Raw genomic sequence first — 21,947 nt, 5'->3', positions numbered from 1 at the left:
GAGACGGGATCCGACCCGCGTCCGTAGGGTCGCGACATGCGACTGCGTTCCGCCCGGCCCTCCGACCTGCGCCACCTGGCGCCGATCGAGGAGTCGGGCGGAGCACTGTTCGTCGAGCACCTGGGAGAGCAGCGGGCGGCACCGCTGCTCGGAGATCCCCCGAGCGGTTTCGAGCGCGCCGACCGCCCCGGCGAGATCGTCGTGGCGGACGACGAAGGCACGGTGGTCGGGTTCGTCCATGTGCTCTGGCTCGAGGACGCCGAGGGAACCCATGCCCATCTCGAGCAGCTCTCGGTGCTGCCCTCGCGCGGGCGCCGGGGGATCGGCCGTGCGCTGGTCGGTCAGGCCGTCGACGAAGCCCGTTGGGCCGGGCACGACGAGCTGACGTTGTGCACGTTCCGCGACGTGCCGTGGAACGGCCCGTTCTACGCCCGGTCTGGGTTCGAGGAGGTGGTGCGCCCGACCGGTCACCTGGCGGCGATCAGGGAGGCTGAGCGCGTGCTGGGACTCGACGAGTGCGGGCCGCGTCTCGCCATGCGGCGCGTAGTTACCCGTTGGTAGCAGGAGGCCTCCGGTCATGTCATGATCTGCCCCATGACGAGCACCGCAGCACCTGAGCAGACCGTCTCGACCCGCGACTTCTCGACCATCGGTGTGGTCGGGCTCGGCACCATGGGCGCAGGCATCGCCGAGGTCTTCGCCCGTCACGGCCACCGGGTCGTCGGCGTCGAGCTCGACGAGGCCGGCATCGAACGCGGCAAGCGTCACCTGGAGGCGTCGACCGGTCGTGCCGTCGAGCGCGGCAAGCTCGAGCAGGCCGACGCCGACGCGTTGCTGGGCCGCATCAGCTTCACCACGACGCTGAAGGATCTCGCCGAGGCCGGGCTCGTCGTCGAGGCCGTGGTCGAGTCGCTGGAGACCAAGCGCGACATCTTCCGCCAGCTCGACGACATCGTGGGCGCCGAGACCGTGCTGGCCACCAACACCTCGTCGCTGTCGGTGACCGAGCTCTCCACCGCGACCTCGAAGCCGGGCCGCGTGATCGGCGTCCACTTCTTCAACCCGGCTCCGGTGCAGAACCTGGTCGAGGTCGTGCGCACGGTCGTCACCGAGCCGAGCGTGCTCGATGACGTGCAGGCAGTGCTCGGCACCCTGGGCAAGAGCCCGGTGGTGTGCGGAGACAAGGCCGGCTTCATCGCCAACACCCTGCTGTTCGGCTACCTCAACCACGCCGCCTCGATGTTCGAGGGCAAGTACGCCAGCCGCGAGGACATCGACGCCGCCATGCGCTTCGGCTGCGGCTACCCGATGGGTCCGCTCGCGCTGCTCGACCTCATCGGCCTCGACACGGCTTATGAGATCCTCGAGACGATGTACCGCCAGGGCCGCGACCGGCTGCACGCGCCCACGCCGATCCTCAAGCAGATGGTCACCGCGGGCCTGCTCGGGCGCAAGACCGGCCGCGGCTTCTACACCTACGAGCAGCCGAACAGCTCCAAGATCGTGGCCGACGCGGCGACGCCGTCCGCCGACGACCAGCCGCGGCTGCGCCACCAGATCGCCCAGGTCGGCGTCGTCGGCACCGGCACCATGGCGGCCGGCATCGTCGAGGTCTTCGCCAAGTCCGGTTACCCGGTGCTCTACGTCGGCCGCAGCCAGGCCAAGGTCGACGGCGTCGTCGCCCTCATCACCAAGAACTTCGACAAGCAGATCCAGCGCGGCCGCGCCACCGAGGAGCAGAAGGCCGAGGTGCTGGGTCGCCTCACCGGCTCGACGAGCCAAGACGACCTCAAGGACGCCGACATCGTCGTCGAGGCCATCGCCGAGGATCTCGCGATCAAGAAGACGCTGTTCGAGAACCTCGACGAGATCTGCAGGCCCGGCGCGATCCTCGCGACCACGACGTCCTCGCTGCCGATCATCGAGTGCGCCCAGGCGACCTCACGGCCGGAGTCCGTCATCGGCATGCACTTCTTCAATCCCGCGCCCATCATGAAGCTGGTCGAGGTCGTCTCGACCGTCTCGACCGACGAGGCCGTCACCGAGACCGTCACCGCGCTGTGCGGCCAGGTGGGCAAGGTGCCCGTGTCGTGTACCGACCGCGCCGGCTTCATCGTCAACGCGCTGCTCTTCCCCTACCTCAACGACGCGGTCAAGATGCTCGAGGCGCACTACGCCACCGCCGATGACATCGACACCGCGATGAAGCAGGGCTGTGCGCTGCCGATGGGGCCCTTCGAGTTGCTCGACGTCGTGGGCAACGACGTCTCGCTGGCCATCGAGCGCGAGCTCTACCTGGAGTTCCGCGAGCCCGGCTTCGCGCCGGCCCCGCTGCTCGAGCACCTTGTGACCGCGGGCTACCTGGGCCGCAAGACCGGCCGCGGCTTCCGCGACTACAGCCGCCGCTGACCGTCCCGGCCGGGCTGCGGGCGCGGCCCCTGGTCAGGAGAGGGTGAGGCGAGGGTGTGGCGTCCCCCGGTGACGGGGCGTAGTCCGGGAGCATGAGCTCCTCGCAACGGTCGGTCGAGACCGGTCGCATCACCACCGACATCCCTGCGCGCATCGACCGCCTGCCGTGGGCGCGCTGGCACTGGCTGGTCGTCGTCGGCCTGGGCACGGTGTGGATCCTCGACGGCCTCGAGGTCACCATCGTGGGCTCGATGACCGACGCCCTCAAGCCGAGCGACACGGGCCTGGGGCTGAGCAGCTCCGACGTCGGCCTGGCCGGCGCGGTGTACGTCGCGGGCGCCTGCGTGGGGGCGCTGTTCTTCGGTCAGCTCACCGACCGGCTGGGCCGCAAGAAGCTCTTCCTGCTCACCCTCGGCGTCTACACCGTGGCCACCGTGCTCACGGCGTTCTCGATGAACCCGATGTGGTACTTCGCCGCCCGCTTCCTCACCGGCACCGGCATCGGGGGTGAGTACGCGGCCATCAACTCCGCGATCGACGAGCTCATCCCGGCGCCCTATCGGGGCCGGGTGGACGTCGCGATCAACGGCTCCTTCTGGGTCGGGGCCGCCGGTGGCTCGCTGTTGACCATCCCGCTGCTCGACCCGAGCGTGATCGACCAGGCGTGGGGCTGGCGCCTGGCGTTCGGCCTCGGCGCCGTCTTGGCACTGGGCATCTTGTTCGTGCGGCGCAACGTGCCCGAGAGCCCGCGCTGGCTGTTCATCCACGGCCGGGAGGACGAGGCCGAGCAGATCGTGCGCGACATCGAGGGCACCGTGGTCGACGAGACGGGAGCCGACCTCGACCCGGTCGACGAGACCATCACGATCCGCCAGCGCCGCAGCATCGGCATCCCGCTCATCGCCCGCACCGTCTTCACCCTCTACCCGCGCCGCACCATCGTGTGCTTCTCGCTGTTCGTCGGGCAGGCGTTCCTCTACAACGCCTTCTTCTTCACCTACGGCGACACCCTCTCGACGTTCCTCGGCGTCGAGCAGGTCGGCTGGTACGTCGCGGTCTTCGCGGTGAGCAACTTCGTCGGCGCCCTCGTGCTGAGCCCGCTGTTCGACAGCATCGGTCGCCGGCGGATGATCTGCGGCACCTACGTCGCCTCCGGGGCACTGCTGCTGGTCACCTCGTTCTTCCTCGGCTCGTTCTCAGCCGTCACGCTCACGCTCATGGGAGCGATCGTCTTCTTCATGGCCTCGGCCGGCGCCAGCGCCGCCTACCTCACCGCCAGCGAGGTGTTCCCGATGGAGACCCGGGCGCTGTGCATCGCGTTCTTCTACGCCGTCGGCACCGCGGTCGGAGGCATCAGCGGCCCGCTGCTGTTCGGCTGGCTCATCGACCGCGCCACCGAGGGCAAGGACATCTCTCAGATCTCCATCGGCTACGTCATCGGCGGCGTCCTCATGATCGCCGGCGGCATCGTCGAGGCCTTCCTCGGCGTCGACGCCGAGGGCCAGTCGCTGGAGAGCATCGCCAAGCCCCTCACCGCCGAGGACGCCGACACCCCGGGCAACGCGGCACCCGCCCCCGCCTGAGCGCCCACGCCGACCTCTAGGCTGCCCCCATGGGCAAGCAAGAGGACTTCGTGCTGCGTGCGCTCGAGGAGCGCGACGTTCGCTTCGTGCGGCTGTGGTTCACCGACGTCTTGGGGTCGCTGAAGTCGGTGGCCGTGGCGCCGGCCGAGCTCGAAGGTGCCTTCGAGGAGGGCATCGGCTTCGACGGTTCCTCGATCGAGGGATTCGCCCGGGTCTTCGAGTCCGACATGCTGCTCAAGCCGGACGCCGGGACGTTCCAGATCCTGCCGTGGCGCAGCGGCGACGGTCCGGCCACGGCGCGGATGTTCTGTGACATCGAACTGCCCGACGGCTCGCCCAGCTACGCCGACCCCCGGCACGTGCTCAAGCGCACGCTGGGCAAGGCCGCCGACCAGGGCTTCACCTTCTACACCCATCCCGAGATCGAGTTCTACCTCTTCAAGGACCTGCCCGGCGCGGGCGCCGAGCCGGTGCCCGTCGACCGCAGCGGATTCTTCGACCACACCGCGCAGAGCCAGGGCGCCGACTTCCGGCGTGAGGCGATCACGATGCTCGAGGCGATGGGCATCTCGGTGGAGTTCAGCCACCACGAGAACGGCCCCGGCCAGCAGGAGATCGACCTGCGCTACGCCGACGCGCTCTCGACGGCTGACAACATCATGACCTTCCGCACCGTCGTGCGTGAGGTGGCGCTCTCCCAGGGCATCTGGGCCAGCTTCATGCCCAAGCCCTTCACCACCCACCCCGGCTCGGGCATGCACACCCACGTCAGCCTCTTCGAGGGCGACGAGAACGCCTTCTACGAGGCCGGCTCGCAGTACCAGCTCTCCCAGACCGCGCGACGCTTCATCGCGGGCGTGCTCGTGCACGCACCGGAACTGTCGATCGTGACCAACCAGTGGGTCAACTCCTACAAGCGCATGATGTTCGGTGGCGAGGCGCCCTCGTACATCTGCTGGGGTCACAACAACCGGTCGGCGATGATCCGGGTGCCGATGTACAAGCCGAACAAGGGTCAGTCCACCCGCGTCGAGCTGCGCACCATCGACCCCGCCTGCAACCCCTATCTGGCCTACGCGGCCGTGCTCGCGGCCGGCATGAAGGGCATCGAGGGCGGCTACGACCTGCCGCGTGAGGCCGAGGACGACGTGTGGTCGCTGTCGGAGCGGGAGCGCTCGGCGCTCGACATCACGCCGTTGCCGAAGAACCTCAACGACGCCATCGCGATCGCAGAGGAATCCGAGCTGCTGGCCGAGACGCTCGGGGAGCAGGTCTTCGACTTCCTGCTGCGCAACAAGCGCGCCGAGTGGGACGAGTACCGCGGCCAGGTCTCCGCCTTCGAGCGCGACCGGATGCTGCCGGTCATCTGAGCGCGGCGTCGGGAGTCGGGGGCATGAGCGCGAAGTGCGTGCTGGTGGTGCAGCACGAGGATCCCTGCCCGCCGGGCATGGTGGGCGACTGGCTCCGTGAGGCGGGCTGCGACCTCGACGTGCGGCGTGCCCACCTGGGCGACCCGCTGCCCGACGACCTCACCGCGCACGCCGGGTTCATGGTGCTCGGTGGTGCGGCCAACGCCGACGACGACGTCGCCTGGTTCCCGCAGACCAAGGCGCTGGTGCGTGCGGCCGCGGCCACGGGTGTGCCGGCGCTCGGCATCTGCCTGGGCCACCAGGTGTTCGCCTCGGCGCTCGGGGGCCGGGTCGTGCGCAATCCGCAGGGGGCCCAGCACGGCCTGCTGCCGGTCGGCTGGCTGCCGGAGGCGACCGACGACCCGCTGGTCGGTGGTCTCACCGGGACGACCCGAGACGGCGCCCGGGTCGGCGTCCACTGGAACGGCGACATCGTGGCGCAGCTGCCCGAGGGCGCCGTGCGGCTCGCCTCGGCACCGGGGGGCGAGGTGCAGGCGGCGCGCTTCGCGGCGTCCGTGTGGGGCGTGCAGTGGCACCCCGAGGCCGACGCCGATCTGGTGGCCGGCTGGCCGGGCACGAGCGCCTTCGTGCCCACCGCCCGCCGCGTCCACGAGCGGCTGGTCGCGTCGTGGCGGCCGCTCGCGCAGTCGTTCGTCGCCCTCGTCGAGCAGAGCCGTCGATGACCGGCGTGAGCCGTGGCGCCCTCGTGCGCTACGGATTCGCCGACCCCGACGAGGCGCTGCGGATCGTGGAGAGCCTGGGCGAACCGGCCCCGGAACTGCTGGCGATCCTGGGCCAGACCGCCGACCCCGACCTGGCGCTGGCAGGGCTGGGGGAGCTCGTCGCCGCGCAGGGTCACGAGGTGCTGGAGTGGCTGGCAGCCGACGACGGCACGGCGATGCGGCTGCTGTCGGTGCTGGGCGCGAGCGCGGCCCTGGGCGACCACCTGCGCCGCCACCCCGAGCACTGGCGCGAGCTGACCGATCCGAGTCTGGGCTGTACCCGGCCGGCCGCCTACGCGGTGCGGCAGGCCATGCTGCGGGTGGTGGGCGCCGACCCGCACGCGGAGGTGCCGGTCGCCTCGGTGCCCCACGGCGACGCACTCGACGCGATGCGGGTGGAGTACCGCCGCGTGCTGCTGCGGCTCGCCTCGCGAGATCTCGCCCACCATCTCGGAGTCGACGACGCCGCCGCCGAGCTGAGCGACCTCGCGGCCGCCACGCTCGACGCGGCACTGGCCGTGGCGCGGCAGCGCGTGGGGGAGCAGCACGCTCTCGCCCGGCTCGGGATCGTCGCGATGGGCAAGTGTGGTGGCCACGAGCTGAACTATGTCTCCGATGTCGACGTCATCTTCGTCTACGAGCCGACCGCGGCGGCCGGCGAGCGCCACGACGCCGCCAACCGGGCCGCCACCCAGCTCGCTTCGCACCTGATGCGGATCTGCTCCGAGCCGACGGGCGAGGGCGAGATCTGGCCCGTCGATGCCAACCTGCGCCCCGAGGGCCGGCAGGGGCCGCTGGTGCGCACCCTGGAGAGCCACCGCGGCTACTACGAGCGATGGGCCAAGACGTGGGAGTTCCAGGCGCTGCTCAAGGCACGAGCCGTGGCCGGCGACCTCGCCGTCGCCCAGGGTTTCGTCGACCTCACGCGGCCGATGGTCTGGCAGGCCGCGGAGCGCGCCGGATTCGTCGAGGACACCCAGGCGATGCGCCGCCGCGTCATCGACCACATCCCGAGCAAGGAGGCCCCACGCCAGCTCAAGCTCGGCTCCGGCGGGCTGCGCGACGTCGAGTTCGCCGTCCAACTGCTCCAGCTCGTGCACGGTCGCACCGACGAGTCGATCCGCTGGCCCACGACGCTGTCGGCCCTGGCCGCACTGACCGAGGGCGGCTACATCGGCCGTGAGGACGGCACCGCGCTCGGTGAGTCGTACGAGTTCTTGCGCACGTTGGAGCACCGCATCCAGCTCTACGGGTTGCGCCGCCTCCACGTGGTGCCGGACGACTCCGACGAGCTGCGGCGCCTGGGCCGCTCGATGGGCTACCTCCAGCGTCCGGCCGCGACCTTGGAGTCGCACTGGAATCGGCACCGGATCGAGGTCAGCCGGCTGCACCAGAAGCTCTTCTACCGGCCGTTGCTCGCGGCCGTCGCGCGGATCCCCACCGAGGAGGCCCGGCTGACCCCCGCGGCCGCTCGCGATCGGCTCGCGGCCCAGGGGTACGCCGACCCGAGGGCGGCGCTGCGCCACCTCGAGGCGCTGACCGCCGGTGTCACCCGCTCCGCGAGCATCCAGCGTGCCATCTTGCCCGCCATGCTGGAGTGGTTCGCCGAGGGACCGGACCCCGATGCGGGGCTGTTCGGCTTCCGCCGCATCAGCGACGCCCTCGGGCGCTCGCACTGGTACCTCTCGATGCTGCGCGACGAGGGCGAGGTCGCCAGCCGCCTGGCCCACCTGCTCGCCACGTCGCGCTACGCCACCGACCTGCTCGAACGTGAGCCGCAGGGCGTGCGGCTGCTCGGCAGCGACCTGGCGCCACTCGGGCCCGACGCGCTCACCGAGGAGATGGGGGCCGGGGCGGCGCGTCGCGACACGCCCGAGGCTGCGGTGAAGGCGGTGCGTGCGGTGCGGCGCCGCGAGCTCTTCCGGCTGGCCGCCGGTGACGTGCTGGGCCTCGTCGACGTCGTCGACGTCGGGGCGGGGCTCTCGCGCATCACCGACGCCACCTTGGAAGCCACGGTCGCGGCCGTCAGTGCCGCCTGGTGCGCCGAGCGCGACCTGGAGCGGCCGCCGAGCCGCTTCGCCATCGTCGCGATGGGCCGCTACGGCGGCTTCGAGCTCTCCTACGCCAGCGACGCAGATGTGCTGTTCGTCCACGAGCCCGAGCCGGGTGCCGATGCCCAGGAGGCCGCGGGCTATGCCCAGCACGTGGCCAACGAGGTGCGACGACTGCTCAACTCGCCCGGTTCCGACCCTCCGCTCGCGGTCGACGCCGACCTGCGGCCCGAGGGCCGGCAGGGCCCACTGGTCCGCACGCTGGAGGCCTACGCCGCCTACTACGCTAAGTGGTCGAAGGTGTGGGAGGCCCAGGCGCTTCTCCGCGCCGACGCGGTGGTCGGCGACGAGGGCCTGCGGCAGCGCTTCGCCGACCTCATCGACCCGCTCCGGTTCCCACACGAGGGGCTCGGCGACGACGATGTGCTCGAGGTGCGCCGGATCAAGGGCCGGGTCGAGCGCGAGCGGCTGCCGCGCGGCGCCGACGCGTCGTCCCACCTCAAGCTGGGGCGCGGCGGGCTGGCCGACATCGAGTGGACCGTGCAACTGCTCCAGATGCGCTTCGCCGGCGAGGTGCCGGGGCTGCGCACCCCGCGCACCCTCGCCGCCCTCGAGGCCGCGGTCGAGGCAGGGCTGCTGGCCGCGGACGACGCCGCCGTGCTCCAGAACACCTGGCGCCGCGTCAGCCGGATGCGCAACGCGGTGACCCTGGTACGCGGCAAGTCCAGCGATCAGGTGCCCAGCGACGTGCGCGAGCGGGCGGCCGTCGCGAGCATCCTGGGCTATTCCGACGGCGCCTCGGAGGCGATGTTCGACGACCACCTACGGCACATGCGGATGGCGCACACGGTGGTCGATCGCGTCTTCTGGGAGGACTGAGCCATCGGTGCCGAGAGTCCGCCACCGCTGCGACGGCACCAGGGTCTGGCGCTGGAGGCGCTGCGACGTGCGTGGTCGGACGGCGCACGCAGGGCCTGGGTGGTGCTGCCGCCCGGGGCTGGCAAGACCCGGGTCGGGCTCGAGACGGCACTGGCGATGCGGCGCGAGGCGGTGCGTACGGTCGTGCTGTCGCCCAACACCGCGATCCAGTCGCAGTGGGCGGCCGCGGCGGGGGCGATCGGCCTCGACAGCGGCACCGAGCGCGACCTCGCGGCCGACCTCACGTCGCTGACCTACCAGGCCGTGGCCGTCTTCGACGCCGATGCCGAGGCGGACGAGGCGGGTGAGGAGTCGCCGCTGATGTCGCGGCTGCACGAGAACGGCACCGCGTTCGTCACGGCGATGCGCGAGGCGGGGCCGCTGCTGCTGGTGCTCGACGAGTGCCACCACCTGCTCGAAGTGTGGGGTCGGCTGCTGGCCGAACTGCTCGACCTACTGCCCGACGCACGCGTCCTCGGACTCACCGCCACCCCGCCGGAGGCGCTCGATGCCGAGCAGGCTGCGCTGGTCGAGGAGTTGTTCGGGGCGGTGGCGTTCGAGACCTCGATCCCGGCCGTCGTCCGCGAAGGCGACCTGGCGCCGTTCGCCGAGCTGGTCTGGCTCGTGCGACCCACCCCGAGGGAATCGGACTGGGTCGACGGGAGCGCCGTGCGCTTCCACGAGCTCGTGACGGCGCTGACCGATCCCGCCTTCGGGTCGGTGCCCTTTCTCACCTGGTGCGACCGGCGCCTGGTCGAGCGTCGCCCAGAGACCGGGCCCTCCGTGTCCTGGCCAGCCGTGGTCAAGGCCGAGCCCGCGCTGGCCGCCGCCGCGCTGCGGCTGCACCACGCCGGACTGCTCGCGCTGCCGCCCGGCGCTCGCCCGACCGAGGAGCACCGGCGCGAGCCGACCGCCGACGACTGGGTCGTGCTCGTCGACGACTGGGTCACCGGTCACCTCGCACGCTCCCAGGAGCCGGGTGACCGGCAGGCGCTGGAGCGCGTGCGTGCCACCTTGCCCTCGGTGGGCTACGTGCTGACCCGCGGCGGCGTGCGCCGCGGCCGCTCGCCGGTGGACCGGGTGCTGGCCCGCTCGGAGGCCAAGACCACCGCGGTGGTCCAGATCGCGCAGCACGAGCTGATGGCGTGGGGGGACCACCGCCGGCTGCTGGTGCTCTGCGATCACGAACGCGCCACGGCGACGCTGCCGGTCGACCTCGACGGCGTGCTCGCGCCCGAGGCGGGCTCGGCCCACGCGGTGCTCCAGGCGCTGGTGGCGGACCCTGCCGGCGAGGGCGCGGTGCTGGTGACCGGCCGCACGGTGGCGGGTGCTCCGGCGACGATGGCGGCGCTGCGCGAGCGGGTGCGCGCCGTCGACCCGGCCCTTGCCGGCCGGCTCGAGGTGGCGGGTGCCGGGCACGGCACCGCCGTGCTGACCGGTCCATGGAACAGCCGCACCTGGGTGCCGCACGTGACCCGTTTCTTCGAGTCCGGCCGCACCCAGGTGCTGGTCGGCACCCGAGGTCTGCTCGGCGAGGGCTGGGACGCCCGAGCCGTCAGCGGACTGGTCGACCTCACGTCGGTCACGACGACGACCGCCGTCGTCCAGACCCGGGGCCGGGCGCTGCGCACCGACCCGGCCCGACCCGACAAGGTCGCGGTCAACTGGTCGGTCGTGTGCGTCAGCGACGCGCACCCGCGCGGCGACCGCGACTGGCAGCGGCTGGTGCGCAAGCACGCCGGCTACTTCGGCGTCGACGAGGCGGGCGAGGTGGTCGACGGTGTGGCCCACATCGACCCGGCGTTCTCGCCGTACGTGCCCCCTGCCGACGCCGACCTCGACGCCGTCAACGCGCGGATGGTCGTGCGTGCCGAGGACCGTGCCGGCATCCGAGAGCGGTGGCGCGTCGGCGAGGCGTACGACGACCGCCCGCTGCGCACGCTACGGGTGCGGCCACGCCGCCGGGTGGAGGCCGCCGGCTCGTTGTCGCCCGAGGCGGCGGCGGTGGTGGTGCGGGGCACCGGCCTGGAGGAGCGGCGCGACCTGGTCGGCTCGGCTCCCTCCGCGCTGGCGTCCCGGGCGGGCGCGGCCCTTGCCGCGCTGGTCGTCGTCGGTGCGGCAGCGGCCGTGGCGTGGCCGCTGCTCGGCGTCCTGCTCGTCGTCGCCCTCGGGGCCGGTTGGGGTGAGTGGCGCACCCGAGCGGCGCAGATCGCTCGGGGGCGCGCGCTGCTGGAGCTCGCTCGACACCAGCCGGACGTCGCACAGATGGCGGCCGCGGTGGCCGATGCCCTGCACGCGTGCGGCCTGGTGTCGGTGGCCGCAGGCGCGGTGAGCGTGGTCGTCGATCGCGATGGCGTCTACCGGTGTCGCCTCACCGGCGTGCCCGAGGCGGAGTCCGAGGTGTTCGCAGTGGCCCTGGACGAAGCGCTGTCGGCGATGGTCGCGCCGCGCTACGTGGTGCCGCGCCACGTCGTGACCGGGCGGGAGCGCTCCGCCGACGAACTGCTGGCCTTGGCTCGTGGGGGAGTGCTCGGCCCGGATGGCGTCGTGTGGCACGCCGTCCCGACCGTCCTGGGCACGCGGGCCGCGCGTGCGCACGCCTATGCCCGCGCGCTCGATCACTGGGTCGGCTGCGGCGAGCCGCTGTACACCGGATCCCCCGAGGGCGCGGGCGTGCTGGCGGCGCAGCAGGGATCGGACCCCTTCGACGTCGCCACCGTGATGCGCCGCGGTTGGGAGTGAGCCGGTCGAGGCGCTCCCTCCCAGGCGCCGCTGACCCGCGAGGTGAGGCGACACCGGGCCCGACATGATCCGATGCGCCCGTGGACCTCGTGCGGATCGGCTACCTCGCGACCTTCGGCATCGTGGTGCTCGCCGCGCTCTCGCTCGGAGTGCGGCGCCTCGCCGGGCTCGCGCGCGGGGATGCGGCCGAACAGCGGTGGATGGACGAGAGCCACCAGCTCGACCGGAGCGACCGGTTCGCGATCGTGCGGGCCGTGATGCGTGGCCGGGCTGCACCCGAGCGGCTGGTCTGCTCGGCGGTGATCTTCTCCGAGGCGACGCAGGCGCAGTTGGAGCGGCGGCTCCACGACCGGGGGGCCCGCTGGTCGCGCGGGTTGGGCGTCGCCCTGCTGGTGCTCTTCGCGGTGCCGCAGCTCGTGCAGGCCGTCACCGATCCGGCGCAGCGTACCCATGCCCTGGTCGTCGTCGCGGTGCAGGCCGGTCTCGTCGCGCTCCTCGTCGTCAGCGGTCTCCGGCAGCGCCGCACCCTGGAGCGGGTGCAGGCGAGTCGCGACGCCAACGAGCAGCTCTGCCGGGCTGCGCGGGCCGCCGACTGACCACCGGGGAGTCCTCGTTCACAGGTGCGGCACAGGGTGAACCGAGCAGCGCCCCAGCCTGGCTTCGGACAGTGTCGCCATGGCAGACCACGGCAACACCCCCGAGAACACCCAGTACGGCTCCCACGACGACACCCGTCCGCTCGGTGCGAGCGGGTCGCGCTGGGAGCCGCAACCGGGCACCACCGGCGCGGCCGGGGCCGAGGATCCCAGCACCGTGCCCGGGGCCCGGGCCGATGCGCCCCCCAGCGGTGATGCCGCGACGCCCCGCTCCTGGCGCGAGAAGGTGCCGACCGCAGCGCGGGGGCGCGCCGGCATCGCCGGGGCTGCCGCGGGGCTGCTCGCCGTGGGCGGTCTCGGCGGATTCGCGATCGGTCACGCCACCGCCAGCAGCGGCGACGAGTTCCAGCAGGCCGGCTTCACCACCAGCCAGAACGGCCAGAACGGCCAGAACGGCCAGCAGTTCGGCCAGCCGGGCGGCCAGCAGTTCGGCCAGCCGGGCGGACAGACAGACAGTGAGAGCGGCGTCCCGGGCCAGGGCAGCCCCGGCTTCGGCACGCCCCCGGACCTCGACGGCGACCACGACTTCGGCGATCACCACGACTTCAGCGGTGACGGCGCCGGTCGCGACGGGTTCGACCAGCAGGCTCCGCAGCAGGAGTCGCAGCAGCCCTCGTCCGGCTCCGACTCCAGCACCAGGTCGAACACGTGACCACCGTCGCCCCGGCCGACGGACGGACCCAGCTGCCGCCCCTGCTGCCCGTGACCCGCAGCCGGGCCCGGGTGGACCACGTCACCCGCTTCCTGAGCGGCATGCTCCTCTACGGTGCGCTGGCTCTGGTCGCCTGGTGGTGGATCGGCGACGGCGGCATCGGTGATCTCGCAGACGGTCACCAGGCCCTCGTCTCGCTGGGACGCATCAGCGGCCTCGCGGCGTCGGTGCTGCTGCTCACCCAGGTGCTGCTGATGGCCCGGATCCCGGTGCTCGAGGGCGCGTGGGGGCAGGACCGTCTCGCGCGCATCCACCGGGTGGTCGGCTTCACGTCCTTCAACCTGATGGTCGCGCACATCGTGCTCATCAGCTGGGGCTACGCCGCGGGTGACCTGCTGGCCACTCCGGGCCTGGTCTGGTACCTCATCCGCGACTACCCGGGCATCCTGCTCGCGACCGCAGGCGCGCTGGCCCTGGTCATGGTGGTCCTCACCAGCATCCGCGCGGCGCGCCGCCGGCTGCGCTACGAGTCCTGGCACCTGCTGCACCTCTACGCCTACCTCGGCGTCGGCCTGGCCCTGCCGCACCAGTTGTGGACGGGGCAGCAGTTCACCGGCTCGGCGGCTCGCACCGCCTTCTGGTGGACCGCGTGGGGCGCGACCGCGGTCGCCGTCGTCGCCTTCCGCCTCGGCGTCCCGGCCTACCGCACCTGGAGGCACGACCTGCGGGTCACCTCCGTGGTGCGTGAGCCGTCGGCGGCCGACGACGAGGTGTGGTCGGTCTACCTCTCCGGCCGAGACCTGCACCGGATGCCGGTGCGCGCCGGTCAGTTCCTGACCTTCCGCTTCCTCAACGGGGCCGGCTGGTCGAGGGCGCACCCGTACTCGCTCTCGGCCGCACCCGACGACCGCAGCCTGCGAGCCACCGTGCGGGTGGTCGGCGACGGCACGCGCGCGCTGCGGCACGTCACGCCAGGCACCCGGGTGGTCGTCGAGGGCCCCTACGGGCGCCTCTCGAGCCGTCCGCGCACGCAGCGCAAGGTCGCCTTCATCGGGGCGGGTATCGGGATCACGCCGCTGCGGTCGCTGGCCGAGGGTCTGGACTACGCGCCGGGCGAGGCCGTGCTGCTGCACCGCTGCACCTCCGCGCCGCTGTTCGCAGCCGAGCTCGACCTGCTCGCCGCCGAGCGCGGCCTGCGCGTGGTCACGTTGCCCGGACGACGTCGTGCCCACGACTCCTTCATGCCTCGTGCCCACGGCGCCGACGAGGCGTTCAACCGCGTCAACGACGTCACGGCGCTGCTGTGGCTCGTCCCCGACCTGACCGAGCGTGACGTGTACCTGTGCGGCCCGGACACCTGGGAGAAGCAGGTCGTGTCCGCCGCCCTCGCCGCCGGGCTGCCGTCCAGCCAACTGCACTCGGAGAGCTTCCGGTGGTGAGACGGGGCATGACGCGGATCGTGCTCGCCGGGGTGGCGACGGTGACCGGGGTGGCCTTCCTGCTCGCGTACCCGACCTCGACGAAGACCGGGACCACGGTCGCCGCCACCACCGCGCCCATGTCGGCGGCGACGGCGGGCGACAGCCCCAGCCTGGTCGAGGGCGCCTCCGGCAGCCGGACCGTCGACGGCGACGTCGCCCAGACCCAGTGGGGCCCGGTGCAGGTCGAGCTGGCGCTCGAGGGCGACACCATCACCGGTGTCACCGTGCTCCAGTACCCGGACAGCACCCCGCACGACGCCCAGATCAACGCCTACGCGCTGCCGATCCTGGTGCAGGCCACCGTCGAGGCGCAGAGTGCACAGATCGACATGGTGTCGGGAGCCACCGTCACCAGCCAGGGCTACCTCTCCTCGCTCCAGTCCGCCCTCGACACGGCGGGAATCTGAGGCACTCGACGTGCGCGCGGTCGAGCACGTCATGGGCATGCCGGTGAGCGTCGCCCTGCGGGGTCGGCACGCGGACGACGACCTGGGTCGCGGCGCGTGGGCCGAGGCGATCGCCGCACTGCGCGACGTCGACCGCGTCTTCAGCACCTACCGTCCGGACTCGACCGTCTCGCGGCTCGCCGACGGCGACCTCGCGCTCGACGACTGCCCACCCGAGGTGCGTGAGGTGTTGGACATCGCCGAGCGCGCGAGCGCGGCGTCCGGCGGTGCCTTCGACGTCCGGGCCACGGGGCGCCTGGACCCCAGTGGTGTCGTCAAGGGCTGGGCCGTCGAGCGCGCCGCGCGACCCCTGCTGCATCTCGACGACACCGACGTGTGCCTCTCGGCCGGCGGCGACATGGTGTGTCGGGTGGCCTCGCTGGATCGGCCCGCCTGGCGGGTCGGCATCGAGGATCCGCGAGCGCCGGGCGCCGCGGGCCGGCTGATCGGCACGGTGTCGGTGCGCGACGGGGCCGTGGCGACGTCGGGTTCGACGCATCGCGGCCAGCACGTCGTGCACGCTCGCTCCGGCAAGCCGCCCGCGCACGTGCTCCAGGTCAGTGTGGTCGCCGGCGACCTGGTCACCGCCGATCTCGACGCCACCAGCGCGCTCGCCCTCGACGATGCCGCACCGGCCTGGCTGGAGCGGCGGCGTCGGCAGGGCCACCTGGTCGCGGCGCTGGTCGTCTGGCGCGACGGGCGCACCTTGCGGATTGCTTGAGCAACCCGAGAGTCACCCCTGAGACGACCTCGCGGCGCCCTTGAGGCCCGGGCGACACAGTTCCGATCATCACCGGGAAGACCCAGGCACGGTACGCGGGGCCACGACGTCCCCGCCACCGACCTGCTCCCCGGTGACACCAGGCAGCGCGCTGGCGAGCACCGCTGGTCCAGCACCCCTGGTCCAGCACCGCTGATCCGTCCGAGCACGACCCGGGGCCGGTCCTTCCGTAAGGGGGGCGGGCCGTTCCCGGGACCGAGACCCCAGGGGAGGGGCGCGATGAGCGAGCAGGGGGGCGTTCGCGGGCTCGCTCGCACGAGGCGGGTCGGCGGGCTGGTGACCTCGGTCGCCACCCCGCCGGCCTGCTGGCGGCCGTGGCTCTGGTCGTCTTCTCGGGCATCGGACCGCACGTGCTGGGCTACCGCACCATGACCAGGCTCACGGGGAGCACGGTGCCGGGCATCGAGCCGGAGGACGAGGGAGCGCCCTTCGGGGCAGTCTTTGCCCGCCGCGACGTTTCAGATCCGCTGGCGGTGCGGAACCCTGGGGAGGACAATGTCTCGGACGACGAGTGTGTCGAGATCCTTACCGTGCTCGAGGGGGAGCCGGTGCTCGACTCGCCGTCTGCCGATGGAGTTGCTCATGGATGACCCGCTGCTCGATGCACCGTTGCCCGCCTATCTCGTCGACCCGGCGCACGCCGGGGTGCTCGAGCCGGAGGTGCTCGTACGGCTCGGTCGCGATGTCGGGGATCCCGACTACCCGTGGCGCCTGGTCGGTCTCTTCCTCGAACTGCTGCCGGGGCGCGTCCAGCGGGTGCTGCGCGAGGTCTCGGCCGGTGACGATGCCGCGGCCGACGACGCGCTGTTGAGCCTGAAGGTCTCGGCCACGGCCGTGGGCCTGCCCGAGCTGTCCTCGCTCGCCCGCCGGCTCGAGAACCTGCTGCGCACCGGCAACCGGGCCGAACTCCTTCCGGCCCTCGACGCCCTGCCCGCCACAGCGGCGCGCGCCGAGGTCGCACTCGGAGACCTCCTGCGCCGCGCAACGAGTGATCAGGCCTCTCTCTCCAAGCGGTAGCCGACGCCGCGCACCGTGGTGATGCGCGTGGCGTCGTCGCCGAGCTTGCGACGGAGGTTGCCCACGTGCACCTCCACGAGGTGCGTGTCGGTGGCCCACTCGGTGTCCCAGACCGACCTCAGCAGGGCCTCTCGGGTCCACACGCGACCCGGGGTGCGCATCAGTTCGCACAGCAGGTCGAACTCGGTGCGGGTCAGGGCCAGTTCGTCGGCTGCTCGGAACGCTCGACGCCCCTCCACGTCGACCCGCAGCCGGCCGCTCTCCAGCACCTCGTGGTCGAGAGGCTGGGGAGCCTGGTTGACCGCCGAGGCCGCGACTCCTCGCCGGTCGAAGCCGCGCGGACGTCGGAACAACGCGTTGACCCGGGCCTTCAGCTCGCGCACCGAGAACGGCTTGGTCAGGTAGTCGTCGGCGCCGGTCTCGAGGGCGAGCAGGCGGTCGATCTCGTCGTCGCGTGCCGTGATCATCACGATGTAGGCGTCGCTGAACTCGCGGATCTGACGGCACGTCTCCGTGCCGTCCTGGCCGGGCAGGCCGAGGTCGAGGGTCACGAGGTCGGGCTGGAGCTCGCGCATCAGCCGCACCCCCTCGGTGCCGGTCTCCGTGCAGGTCACGGAGAACCCCTGGGTGCGCAGGGTGAACTCGATCAGCGAGCTGGTGTCGGGATCGTCCTCGACCACCAGGGCGGATCGGGTCGGTTGGGTCATGGGGCTACTCGTGTCGACTCGTTGGGATGGGCGTCGAGCTCTTGAGAAAGTCTTGCGGCCGGATCGGGTGGTCCGCGAGCCGCGTGGGGGCCCTCGGATCGTCCGCTGGCCCAACCTAGCCGCCCGGGAGCCTCGCATGCAGCATCGCGTCGTGCGCGTCGGCTCCGCCGGGGTGCTGCCCAGCGGTGCACCGTGGACCTATGTGCTGCTGCGCGAGTCGAAGGTCACGGGCTCGGTCACGACCACGGCCACCTCGATCACCTGGCCGGTGGCAGCGAACGGAGGCGGCGCACTGTGACGCTCACGCGTGCAGATGGGCGTGTACCTCCTCGAGGGTGTACGGGGGCTCGACGTGGTGGTCACGCCAGGTGATCATCGACTCGGCCGGGTGCGGGAAGCGGCCCAGGTAGCCGCCGGCCGCCACGAGCACCTGACCGGTGAGGTCGGCTGCGGCGTCGGTGCCGAGGTAGAGGTAGAGCGCCGCTGCGTGTGCCGCGGAGCCGGGGTCCAGGGCGCCCAGCTTGGTCATGTCGTCGAGCAGTCCACGCCGGTGCAGCCGCTCGATCTGCTCCTCGTAGGCGCTGCCCGTGGAGAGGCGGGTGGTGGCGCCGGGGGAGACGCTGTTGACGCGCACCCCGTGCTCGCGCAGCTCGGCCGCCAGGGCGTAGGTCAGGCTGACCACGCCCCCCTTGCCCGCCGCGTAGCCGGTGCCGCCGTAGCTGCCGGTGAAAGCGTGCGAGGTGGTGGTGACGATCGAGCCGCCGCCGCGCTCCACGAGCACGGGCGCGACGGCTCGGCACGCCAGGAAGGTCGAGGTCAGGTGGGCGTCGATCAGCTCGTGCCAGTCGTCGACCGAGACGTCGAGGATCGAGGAGCCCTCGGGCTCGGCGGTGCCGGCCACGCACACGAGCGTCGCGAGGTCGCCGGCGCTGCGGGCAGCGTCGACCATGAGGGCGACGATCTTGGGGTCGGCCGCCGACCCTGCGACCGGGAGCGCGAGGTCGCCGATGCTGGCCGCGGCCTCGCGCACGGCGTCCGGGTCCCGTCCGTTGACGACGACGGCCGCGCCGGCTGCGGCGTAGGCCCGAGCGACCTCCAGTCCGATGCCGCGGCTGGATCCGGTCAGGACGACGCTGCGCCCCGCGAGCGGCTGCGGGTCGGGTTGGCTCACAGGCCGAGGCTACGGCCGATGATCTCCTTCTGGATCTCGGTGGTGCCGCCGTAGATCGTCTGGATCCGGCTGTCGACGAACGCCTTGGCGATCGGGTACTCGCTCATGTAGCCGTACCCGCCGTGCATCTGAACGCCGGTGTCGACGATCTTCTTCTGGAGTTCGGTGGTCCACCACTTGGCCATCGAGGCCAGCGAGGTGTCGGCCTCGCCGGCGTTGAGCTTGGTGACGCATTCGTTGACGAACGTGCGGGCGACGTAGACCTCGGTGGCCATCTCGGCGAGGGTGAACCGGGTGTTCTGGAAGGCCCCGATCGGGCGTCCGAAGGCCTGGCGCTCCTTGACGTAGGCGAGCGTCATGTCGAGCACCTGCTCGCACGCGGCGACGGCGATGCATGCGATCGAGATGCGCTCCTGCGGCAGGTTCTGCATGAGGTAGATGAAGCCCATGCCGGGCTCGCCCAAGGTGTTCTCCTTCGGCACCACGACGTTGTCGAAGAACAGCTCGGCGGTGTCTTGGGCCTTGAGGCCGATCTTGTCGAGGTTGCGGCCGCGCTCGAACCCCTCCATGCCGCGCTCGACGACGAGCAGGCTGAAGCCCTTGTGGCCGGCGTCGGGGTCGGTGCGGGCCACGACGATGACGAGGTCGCTCATGATGCCGTTGCTGATGAAGGTCTTGGAGCCGTTGAGCACCCAGTGGTCGCCCTTGTCGACCGCGTGGGTCGAGAGGCCCTGGAGATCGGAGCCGGCGCCGGGCTCGGTCATCGCGATGGCCGAGATGATCTCGCCCGAGACGAGCCCGGGCAGCCAGCGCTTCTTCTGCTCGTCGTTCGCGATGGCGGAGATGTAGGGGACGATGATGTCGGTGTGCACCGGGAAGCCGGGGCCGTTGGCGCCGACTCGTGCGAGTTCCTCGCTGACGATGGCGTTGTAGCGGAAGTCCTTGATGCCCAGGCCGCCGTACTCCTCGTCGACGTCGAAGCAGAGGATGCCGGCCGCGCCGGCGCGCTGCCAGAGCTCGCGGCTGACGTGGCCGTCCGCCTCCCACTGCTCGTGGTGGGGCGCCACCTCCTTCTCGACGAAGGCGCGGACCATCGCGCGGAAGTCCTCGTGCTCGGCGGTGTTGATGGAGGTGGGAGTGGCCATGCCAGAACTGTTACAGCAGAACTGTCACACTGCAAGGGGAAGCGTGGGTCTAGGGTGGCCTCATGAGTGCCTCCGACCTCGTCAGCGACTCCCTCGGTGACCCGGGCGAGCCGCTGCTGACCGTCGACGAGCTCGCCGGGCAGGCCGGGTTGACGGTGCGTACGACGCGCTACTACGCGACGCTGGGCCTGCTGCCGCCGCCCGAGCGTCGCGGCCGGCTCGCCTACTACGGACCCGTGCATCGCGCCCGGCTCGAGCTGGTGACGGCGTTGCAGGAGCACGGTTTCACCCTCCAGGCGATCGAGCGCTACGTGAACCGGCTGCCTGCCGACGCCGGTGTCGAGGAGCTCGCCCTCCAGCGGGCGATGCTCACGTCGTGGACCTCGCAGCCGCCGGCCGAGGTCGACGTCGAAGCCCTCGACGAGCTCGCCGGCCGCCCGCTGACCGACGACGACCGCACGCTGCTGATCGGGCTGGGGCTGCTGGAGGAGCTCGACGGCGGCACCTGGTCGGCCATGCCCAACCTCCAGATCGGGCTGGACCTGCTGGCCCTCGACATCCCGCACGTCGGACTGGTCGCAGCCACCGAGGCGATCGGACGCCACATGACGGCCCTGGCCGCCGAGCTCACCGAGGTGCTGCGCGACGACGTGCTGGCGCCGTATCGGGCCGAGCACAGCCCGGCGGAGGCCGAGCGGCTCCAGCGCACCCTGCCGCAGCTGCGGCGGCTCACCCTCGAGGCGGTCGTCGCCTCGTTCCAACGCGCCGCGAACGACGTCATCACCCGCTCGCTGGCCCGCTGACCGCTGGGCCACATCCCGAGGGCTCAGGCGGCGCGGAGGGTGCCGCTGCGGAAGGAGTCGAGGAGGGCGATGTACTCGCCGGGCTCGGAGAGCATGAGCGCGTGCCGGCGGTCACGCAGGATCGCGCCCCGCCAGTCCGGGCGGGCGCGCAGGATCTCGCGGAGGGTGCGGGCCGGGATGATCGGGTCGGCGGTGCCGCCGACCAGCAAGGTGGGGCACTCGATCGCGCGGATGGCGCGCCAGGTCACGCGCGGATCCATCCACGCCAGCGTGAGCGAGCGGGTGCAGCTGCGCATCGCGTGGGCGCGGTCGCGCAGCTGCTCGTCGCTGATCGGGACGACGTCGTGCGCCATCGCCTCGAGCAGCGCCGGGCGCACCGCGTCGGGGTCGCTGAAGATGATGCGCATCATGGCGCGACGACGCCCGTCGTCGTCGCCGTGGCCGCTGGCGGTGGAGAGGAAGCCGCCTCCGAGACTGGGCACGGCCATCGGCAGGATGCCCACCAACGTGGTCAGGGGGAGCGGCAGCAGGCGGACGGGGCACGACGGAGGCAGGGCGGGGGAGACCAGAGCCAGGCTCGCCACGCGCTCGGGATGCCGCGCGGCCAGTCGGGTCGCGACGAGTCCGCCCATCGAGTTGCCGTGCAGGTCGAAGCGTTCCCACTCCAGCGCGTCGGCCACCGCGACCACGAACCGCACGTAGCCGCCCACGGTGATCCGGTCGGCGTCGGTGATCGGGGTGTGGCCGAAGCCGGGCAGGTCGATCGCCACGACGGTGCCGTGGTGGGCCAGGTCGGTCATCACGTCGATCCAGTTCGACGCCGAGCCGCCCAGCCCGTGCACGAGCAGCTGCGGCACGCCGCCGTCGACGGCGGCCGTGCCGCAGGCGTCGACGCGCAGAATCCGCACGTCGCGGCCCTCGACGTCGAGCCACTCCTCACGGACGGCGGACCAGGCGGGGTCGGCCAGCAGCCAGTCGGCGTCCTCGTGGACCGGCTCGTGGACTGGCTCGTGGACTGGCTCGTGGACCGGCTCGTGCGGGTGCGTGGGCATGTGGCCACTGTCGCAGAACGGGGGTTATGCAGACCGTGGCGGGCGTGGGAGTGGCAGGTTGGGCGCGTCGTAGCGAGGACGACCCACGTCGCGAGGCGGCACGAGCGGACCCAGGAGGCAGCATGGCGTTCCGGCGTGCGGTCGGCGTCCCGGTCGTGCCGGCGACACCGCCATCTCAGGGCTGGTTGCGCTGCCTGCGCGG

Annotated in this window: 20 protein-coding genes; 16 read left to right on the top strand and 4 right to left on the bottom strand. The window is 72.1% G+C overall.

From position 1 onward, the window contains the following. The first annotated feature begins 36 nt into the window (after nt 1–36). From ISG29_RS13940 to ISG29_RS13875, 14 genes are all read left to right on the top strand, one after another. The gene (locus tag ISG29_RS13940; protein WP_194504056.1) at nt 37–561 is read left to right on the top strand and encodes a GNAT family N-acetyltransferase; all 525 of its coding nucleotides are present in this window, start codon (nt 37–39) and stop codon (nt 559–561) included. 33 nt (nt 562–594) lie between these two features. After that, the gene (locus ISG29_RS13935; protein ID WP_194504055.1) at nt 595–2,409 is read left to right on the top strand and encodes a 3-hydroxyacyl-CoA dehydrogenase family protein; all 1,815 of its coding nucleotides are present in this window, start codon (nt 595–597) and stop codon (nt 2,407–2,409) included. A 92-nt stretch (nt 2,410–2,501) separates the two neighbouring features. Next, entirely contained in the window at nt 2,502–3,992 is a 1,491-nt protein-coding gene (locus ISG29_RS13930) for an MFS transporter (RefSeq protein WP_194504054.1), read from the top strand. Between the two features lie 29 nt (nt 3,993–4,021). Then, nucleotides 4,022–5,362 carry a glutamine synthetase family protein gene (locus tag ISG29_RS13925; RefSeq protein ID WP_194504053.1) on the top strand — a complete coding sequence of 447 codons (1,341 nt, stop codon included), beginning with the start codon at nt 4,022–4,024 and terminating at the stop codon, nt 5,360–5,362. A gap of 23 nt (nt 5,363–5,385) precedes the next feature. Beyond that, on the top strand, nt 5,386–6,084 hold the full coding sequence (locus ISG29_RS13920; RefSeq protein ID WP_194504052.1) for a type 1 glutamine amidotransferase: 699 nt from the start codon (nt 5,386–5,388) through the stop codon (nt 6,082–6,084). After that, nucleotides 6,081–9,053 carry a bifunctional [glutamine synthetase] adenylyltransferase/[glutamine synthetase]-adenylyl-L-tyrosine phosphorylase gene (locus ISG29_RS13915; protein WP_194504051.1) on the top strand — a complete coding sequence of 991 codons (2,973 nt, stop codon included), beginning with the start codon at nt 6,081–6,083 and terminating at the stop codon, nt 9,051–9,053. The genes ISG29_RS13920 and ISG29_RS13915 overlap by 4 nt, the downstream gene beginning before the upstream one ends. A gap of 3 nt (nt 9,054–9,056) precedes the next feature. Further along, entirely contained in the window at nt 9,057–11,834 is a 2,778-nt protein-coding gene (locus ISG29_RS13910) for a DEAD/DEAH box helicase family protein (RefSeq protein WP_194504136.1), read from the top strand. An 80-nt stretch (nt 11,835–11,914) separates the two neighbouring features. Next, nucleotides 11,915–12,430, top strand: a complete 516-nt coding sequence (locus tag ISG29_RS13905) for a hypothetical protein (RefSeq protein WP_194504050.1) — start codon at nt 11,915–11,917, stop codon at nt 12,428–12,430. A 79-nt stretch (nt 12,431–12,509) separates the two neighbouring features. Continuing rightward, nucleotides 12,510–13,142: a hypothetical protein gene (locus ISG29_RS13900; RefSeq protein WP_194504049.1), complete on the top strand. Its 633-nt coding sequence runs from the start codon at nt 12,510–12,512 to the stop codon at nt 13,140–13,142. Further along, nucleotides 13,139–14,581 (top strand): ferredoxin reductase family protein, encoded by a 1,443-nt coding sequence (locus ISG29_RS13895; protein WP_328829168.1) that lies wholly within the window; start codon nt 13,139–13,141, stop codon nt 14,579–14,581. The genes ISG29_RS13900 and ISG29_RS13895 overlap by 4 nt, the downstream gene beginning before the upstream one ends. A gap of 8 nt (nt 14,582–14,589) precedes the next feature. Next, a complete protein-coding gene (locus ISG29_RS13890; protein ID WP_194504048.1) occupies nt 14,590–15,030 on the top strand; it encodes an FMN-binding protein in 441 nt (146 codons plus the stop codon). Nucleotides 15,031–15,040: 10 nt separating this feature from the next. Continuing rightward, the gene (locus tag ISG29_RS13885) at nt 15,041–15,790 is read left to right on the top strand and encodes an FAD:protein FMN transferase (RefSeq protein ID WP_328829165.1); all 750 of its coding nucleotides are present in this window, start codon (nt 15,041–15,043) and stop codon (nt 15,788–15,790) included. A 374-nt stretch (nt 15,791–16,164) separates the two neighbouring features. Beyond that, nucleotides 16,165–16,440 (top strand): hypothetical protein, encoded by a 276-nt coding sequence (locus tag ISG29_RS13880; RefSeq protein ID WP_194504047.1) that lies wholly within the window; start codon nt 16,165–16,167, stop codon nt 16,438–16,440. Beyond that, entirely contained in the window at nt 16,433–16,867 is a 435-nt protein-coding gene (locus ISG29_RS13875) for an Hpt domain-containing protein (protein ID WP_194504046.1), read from the top strand. Before ISG29_RS13880 ends, ISG29_RS13875 begins: the two co-directional genes overlap by 8 nt. Here ISG29_RS13875 and ISG29_RS13870 read toward each other — a convergent pair. Continuing rightward, complete coding sequence (locus tag ISG29_RS13870) at nt 16,843–17,574, bottom strand: response regulator transcription factor (protein ID WP_194504045.1); 732 nt, start codon at nt 17,572–17,574, stop codon at nt 16,843–16,845. The genes ISG29_RS13875 and ISG29_RS13870 overlap by 25 nt on opposite strands. Nucleotides 17,575–17,710: 136 nt before the next feature. On the opposite strand from ISG29_RS13870, the gene ISG29_RS13865 reads away from it, so the two are divergent. Continuing rightward, on the top strand, nt 17,711–17,872 hold the full coding sequence (locus ISG29_RS13865; protein WP_194504044.1) for a hypothetical protein: 162 nt from the start codon (nt 17,711–17,713) through the stop codon (nt 17,870–17,872). 3 nt (nt 17,873–17,875) lie between these two features. Here ISG29_RS13865 and ISG29_RS13860 read toward each other — a convergent pair whose 3' ends face one another. Then, nucleotides 17,876–18,745, bottom strand: a complete 870-nt coding sequence (locus ISG29_RS13860) for an SDR family NAD(P)-dependent oxidoreductase (RefSeq protein WP_194504043.1) — start codon at nt 18,743–18,745, stop codon at nt 17,876–17,878. Then, a complete protein-coding gene (locus tag ISG29_RS13855; RefSeq protein WP_194504042.1) occupies nt 18,742–19,890 on the bottom strand; it encodes an acyl-CoA dehydrogenase family protein in 1,149 nt (382 codons plus the stop codon). The genes ISG29_RS13860 and ISG29_RS13855 overlap by 4 nt, the downstream gene beginning before the upstream one ends. Nucleotides 19,891–19,952: 62 nt before the next feature. Between ISG29_RS13855 and ISG29_RS13850 the strand changes: the two genes are divergently transcribed. After that, nucleotides 19,953–20,693 carry a MerR family transcriptional regulator gene (locus ISG29_RS13850; protein WP_194504041.1) on the top strand — a complete coding sequence of 247 codons (741 nt, stop codon included), beginning with the start codon at nt 19,953–19,955 and terminating at the stop codon, nt 20,691–20,693. 23 nt (nt 20,694–20,716) lie between these two features. Here the strand turns inward: ISG29_RS13850 and ISG29_RS13845 are convergent, their stop codons facing one another. Next, nucleotides 20,717–21,745 (bottom strand): alpha/beta fold hydrolase, encoded by a 1,029-nt coding sequence (locus ISG29_RS13845; protein WP_194504040.1) that lies wholly within the window; start codon nt 21,743–21,745, stop codon nt 20,717–20,719. Between the last annotated feature and the right edge of the window lie 202 nt (nt 21,746–21,947).

It is taken from the genome of Nocardioides acrostichi (assembly GCF_015319165.1).
GTDB classification, from domain to species: domain Bacteria; phylum Actinomycetota; class Actinomycetes; order Propionibacteriales; family Nocardioidaceae; genus Nocardioides; species Nocardioides acrostichi.
The sequence above is the reverse complement of the archived record's forward strand: the minus strand, read 5'-3'. Positions and strand labels throughout refer to the sequence as shown.

What these genes read in the sequence shown, in the direction of transcription:
- ISG29_RS13850 (WP_194504041.1), top strand. Translation starts at nt 19,953, where the DNA reads ATGAGTGCCTCCGACCTCGTCAGCGACTCCCTCGGTGACCCGGGCGAG.
- ISG29_RS13845 (WP_194504040.1), bottom strand. Translation starts at nt 21,745, where the DNA reads ATGCCCACGCACCCGCACGAGCCGGTCCACGAGCCAGTCCACGAGCCA.
- ISG29_RS13920 (WP_194504052.1), top strand. Translation starts at nt 5,386, where the DNA reads ATGAGCGCGAAGTGCGTGCTGGTGGTGCAGCACGAGGATCCCTGCCCG.
- ISG29_RS13940 (WP_194504056.1), top strand. Translation starts at nt 37, where the DNA reads ATGCGACTGCGTTCCGCCCGGCCCTCCGACCTGCGCCACCTGGCGCCG.
- ISG29_RS13870 (WP_194504045.1), bottom strand. Translation starts at nt 17,574, where the DNA reads ATGACCCAACCGACCCGATCCGCCCTGGTGGTCGAGGACGATCCCGAC.
- ISG29_RS13925 (WP_194504053.1), top strand. Translation starts at nt 4,022, where the DNA reads ATGGGCAAGCAAGAGGACTTCGTGCTGCGTGCGCTCGAGGAGCGCGAC.
- ISG29_RS13890 (WP_194504048.1), top strand. Translation starts at nt 14,590, where the DNA reads ATGACGCGGATCGTGCTCGCCGGGGTGGCGACGGTGACCGGGGTGGCC.
- ISG29_RS13865 (WP_194504044.1), top strand. Translation starts at nt 17,711, where the DNA reads ATGCAGCATCGCGTCGTGCGCGTCGGCTCCGCCGGGGTGCTGCCCAGC.
- ISG29_RS13935 (WP_194504055.1), top strand. Translation starts at nt 595, where the DNA reads ATGACGAGCACCGCAGCACCTGAGCAGACCGTCTCGACCCGCGACTTC.
- ISG29_RS13900 (WP_194504049.1), top strand. Translation starts at nt 12,510, where the DNA reads ATGGCAGACCACGGCAACACCCCCGAGAACACCCAGTACGGCTCCCAC.
- ISG29_RS13875 (WP_194504046.1), top strand. Translation starts at nt 16,433, where the DNA reads ATGGATGACCCGCTGCTCGATGCACCGTTGCCCGCCTATCTCGTCGAC.
- ISG29_RS13855 (WP_194504042.1), bottom strand. Translation starts at nt 19,890, where the DNA reads ATGGCCACTCCCACCTCCATCAACACCGCCGAGCACGAGGACTTCCGC.
- ISG29_RS13915 (WP_194504051.1), top strand. Translation starts at nt 6,081, where the DNA reads ATGACCGGCGTGAGCCGTGGCGCCCTCGTGCGCTACGGATTCGCCGAC.
- ISG29_RS13930 (WP_194504054.1), top strand. Translation starts at nt 2,502, where the DNA reads ATGAGCTCCTCGCAACGGTCGGTCGAGACCGGTCGCATCACCACCGAC.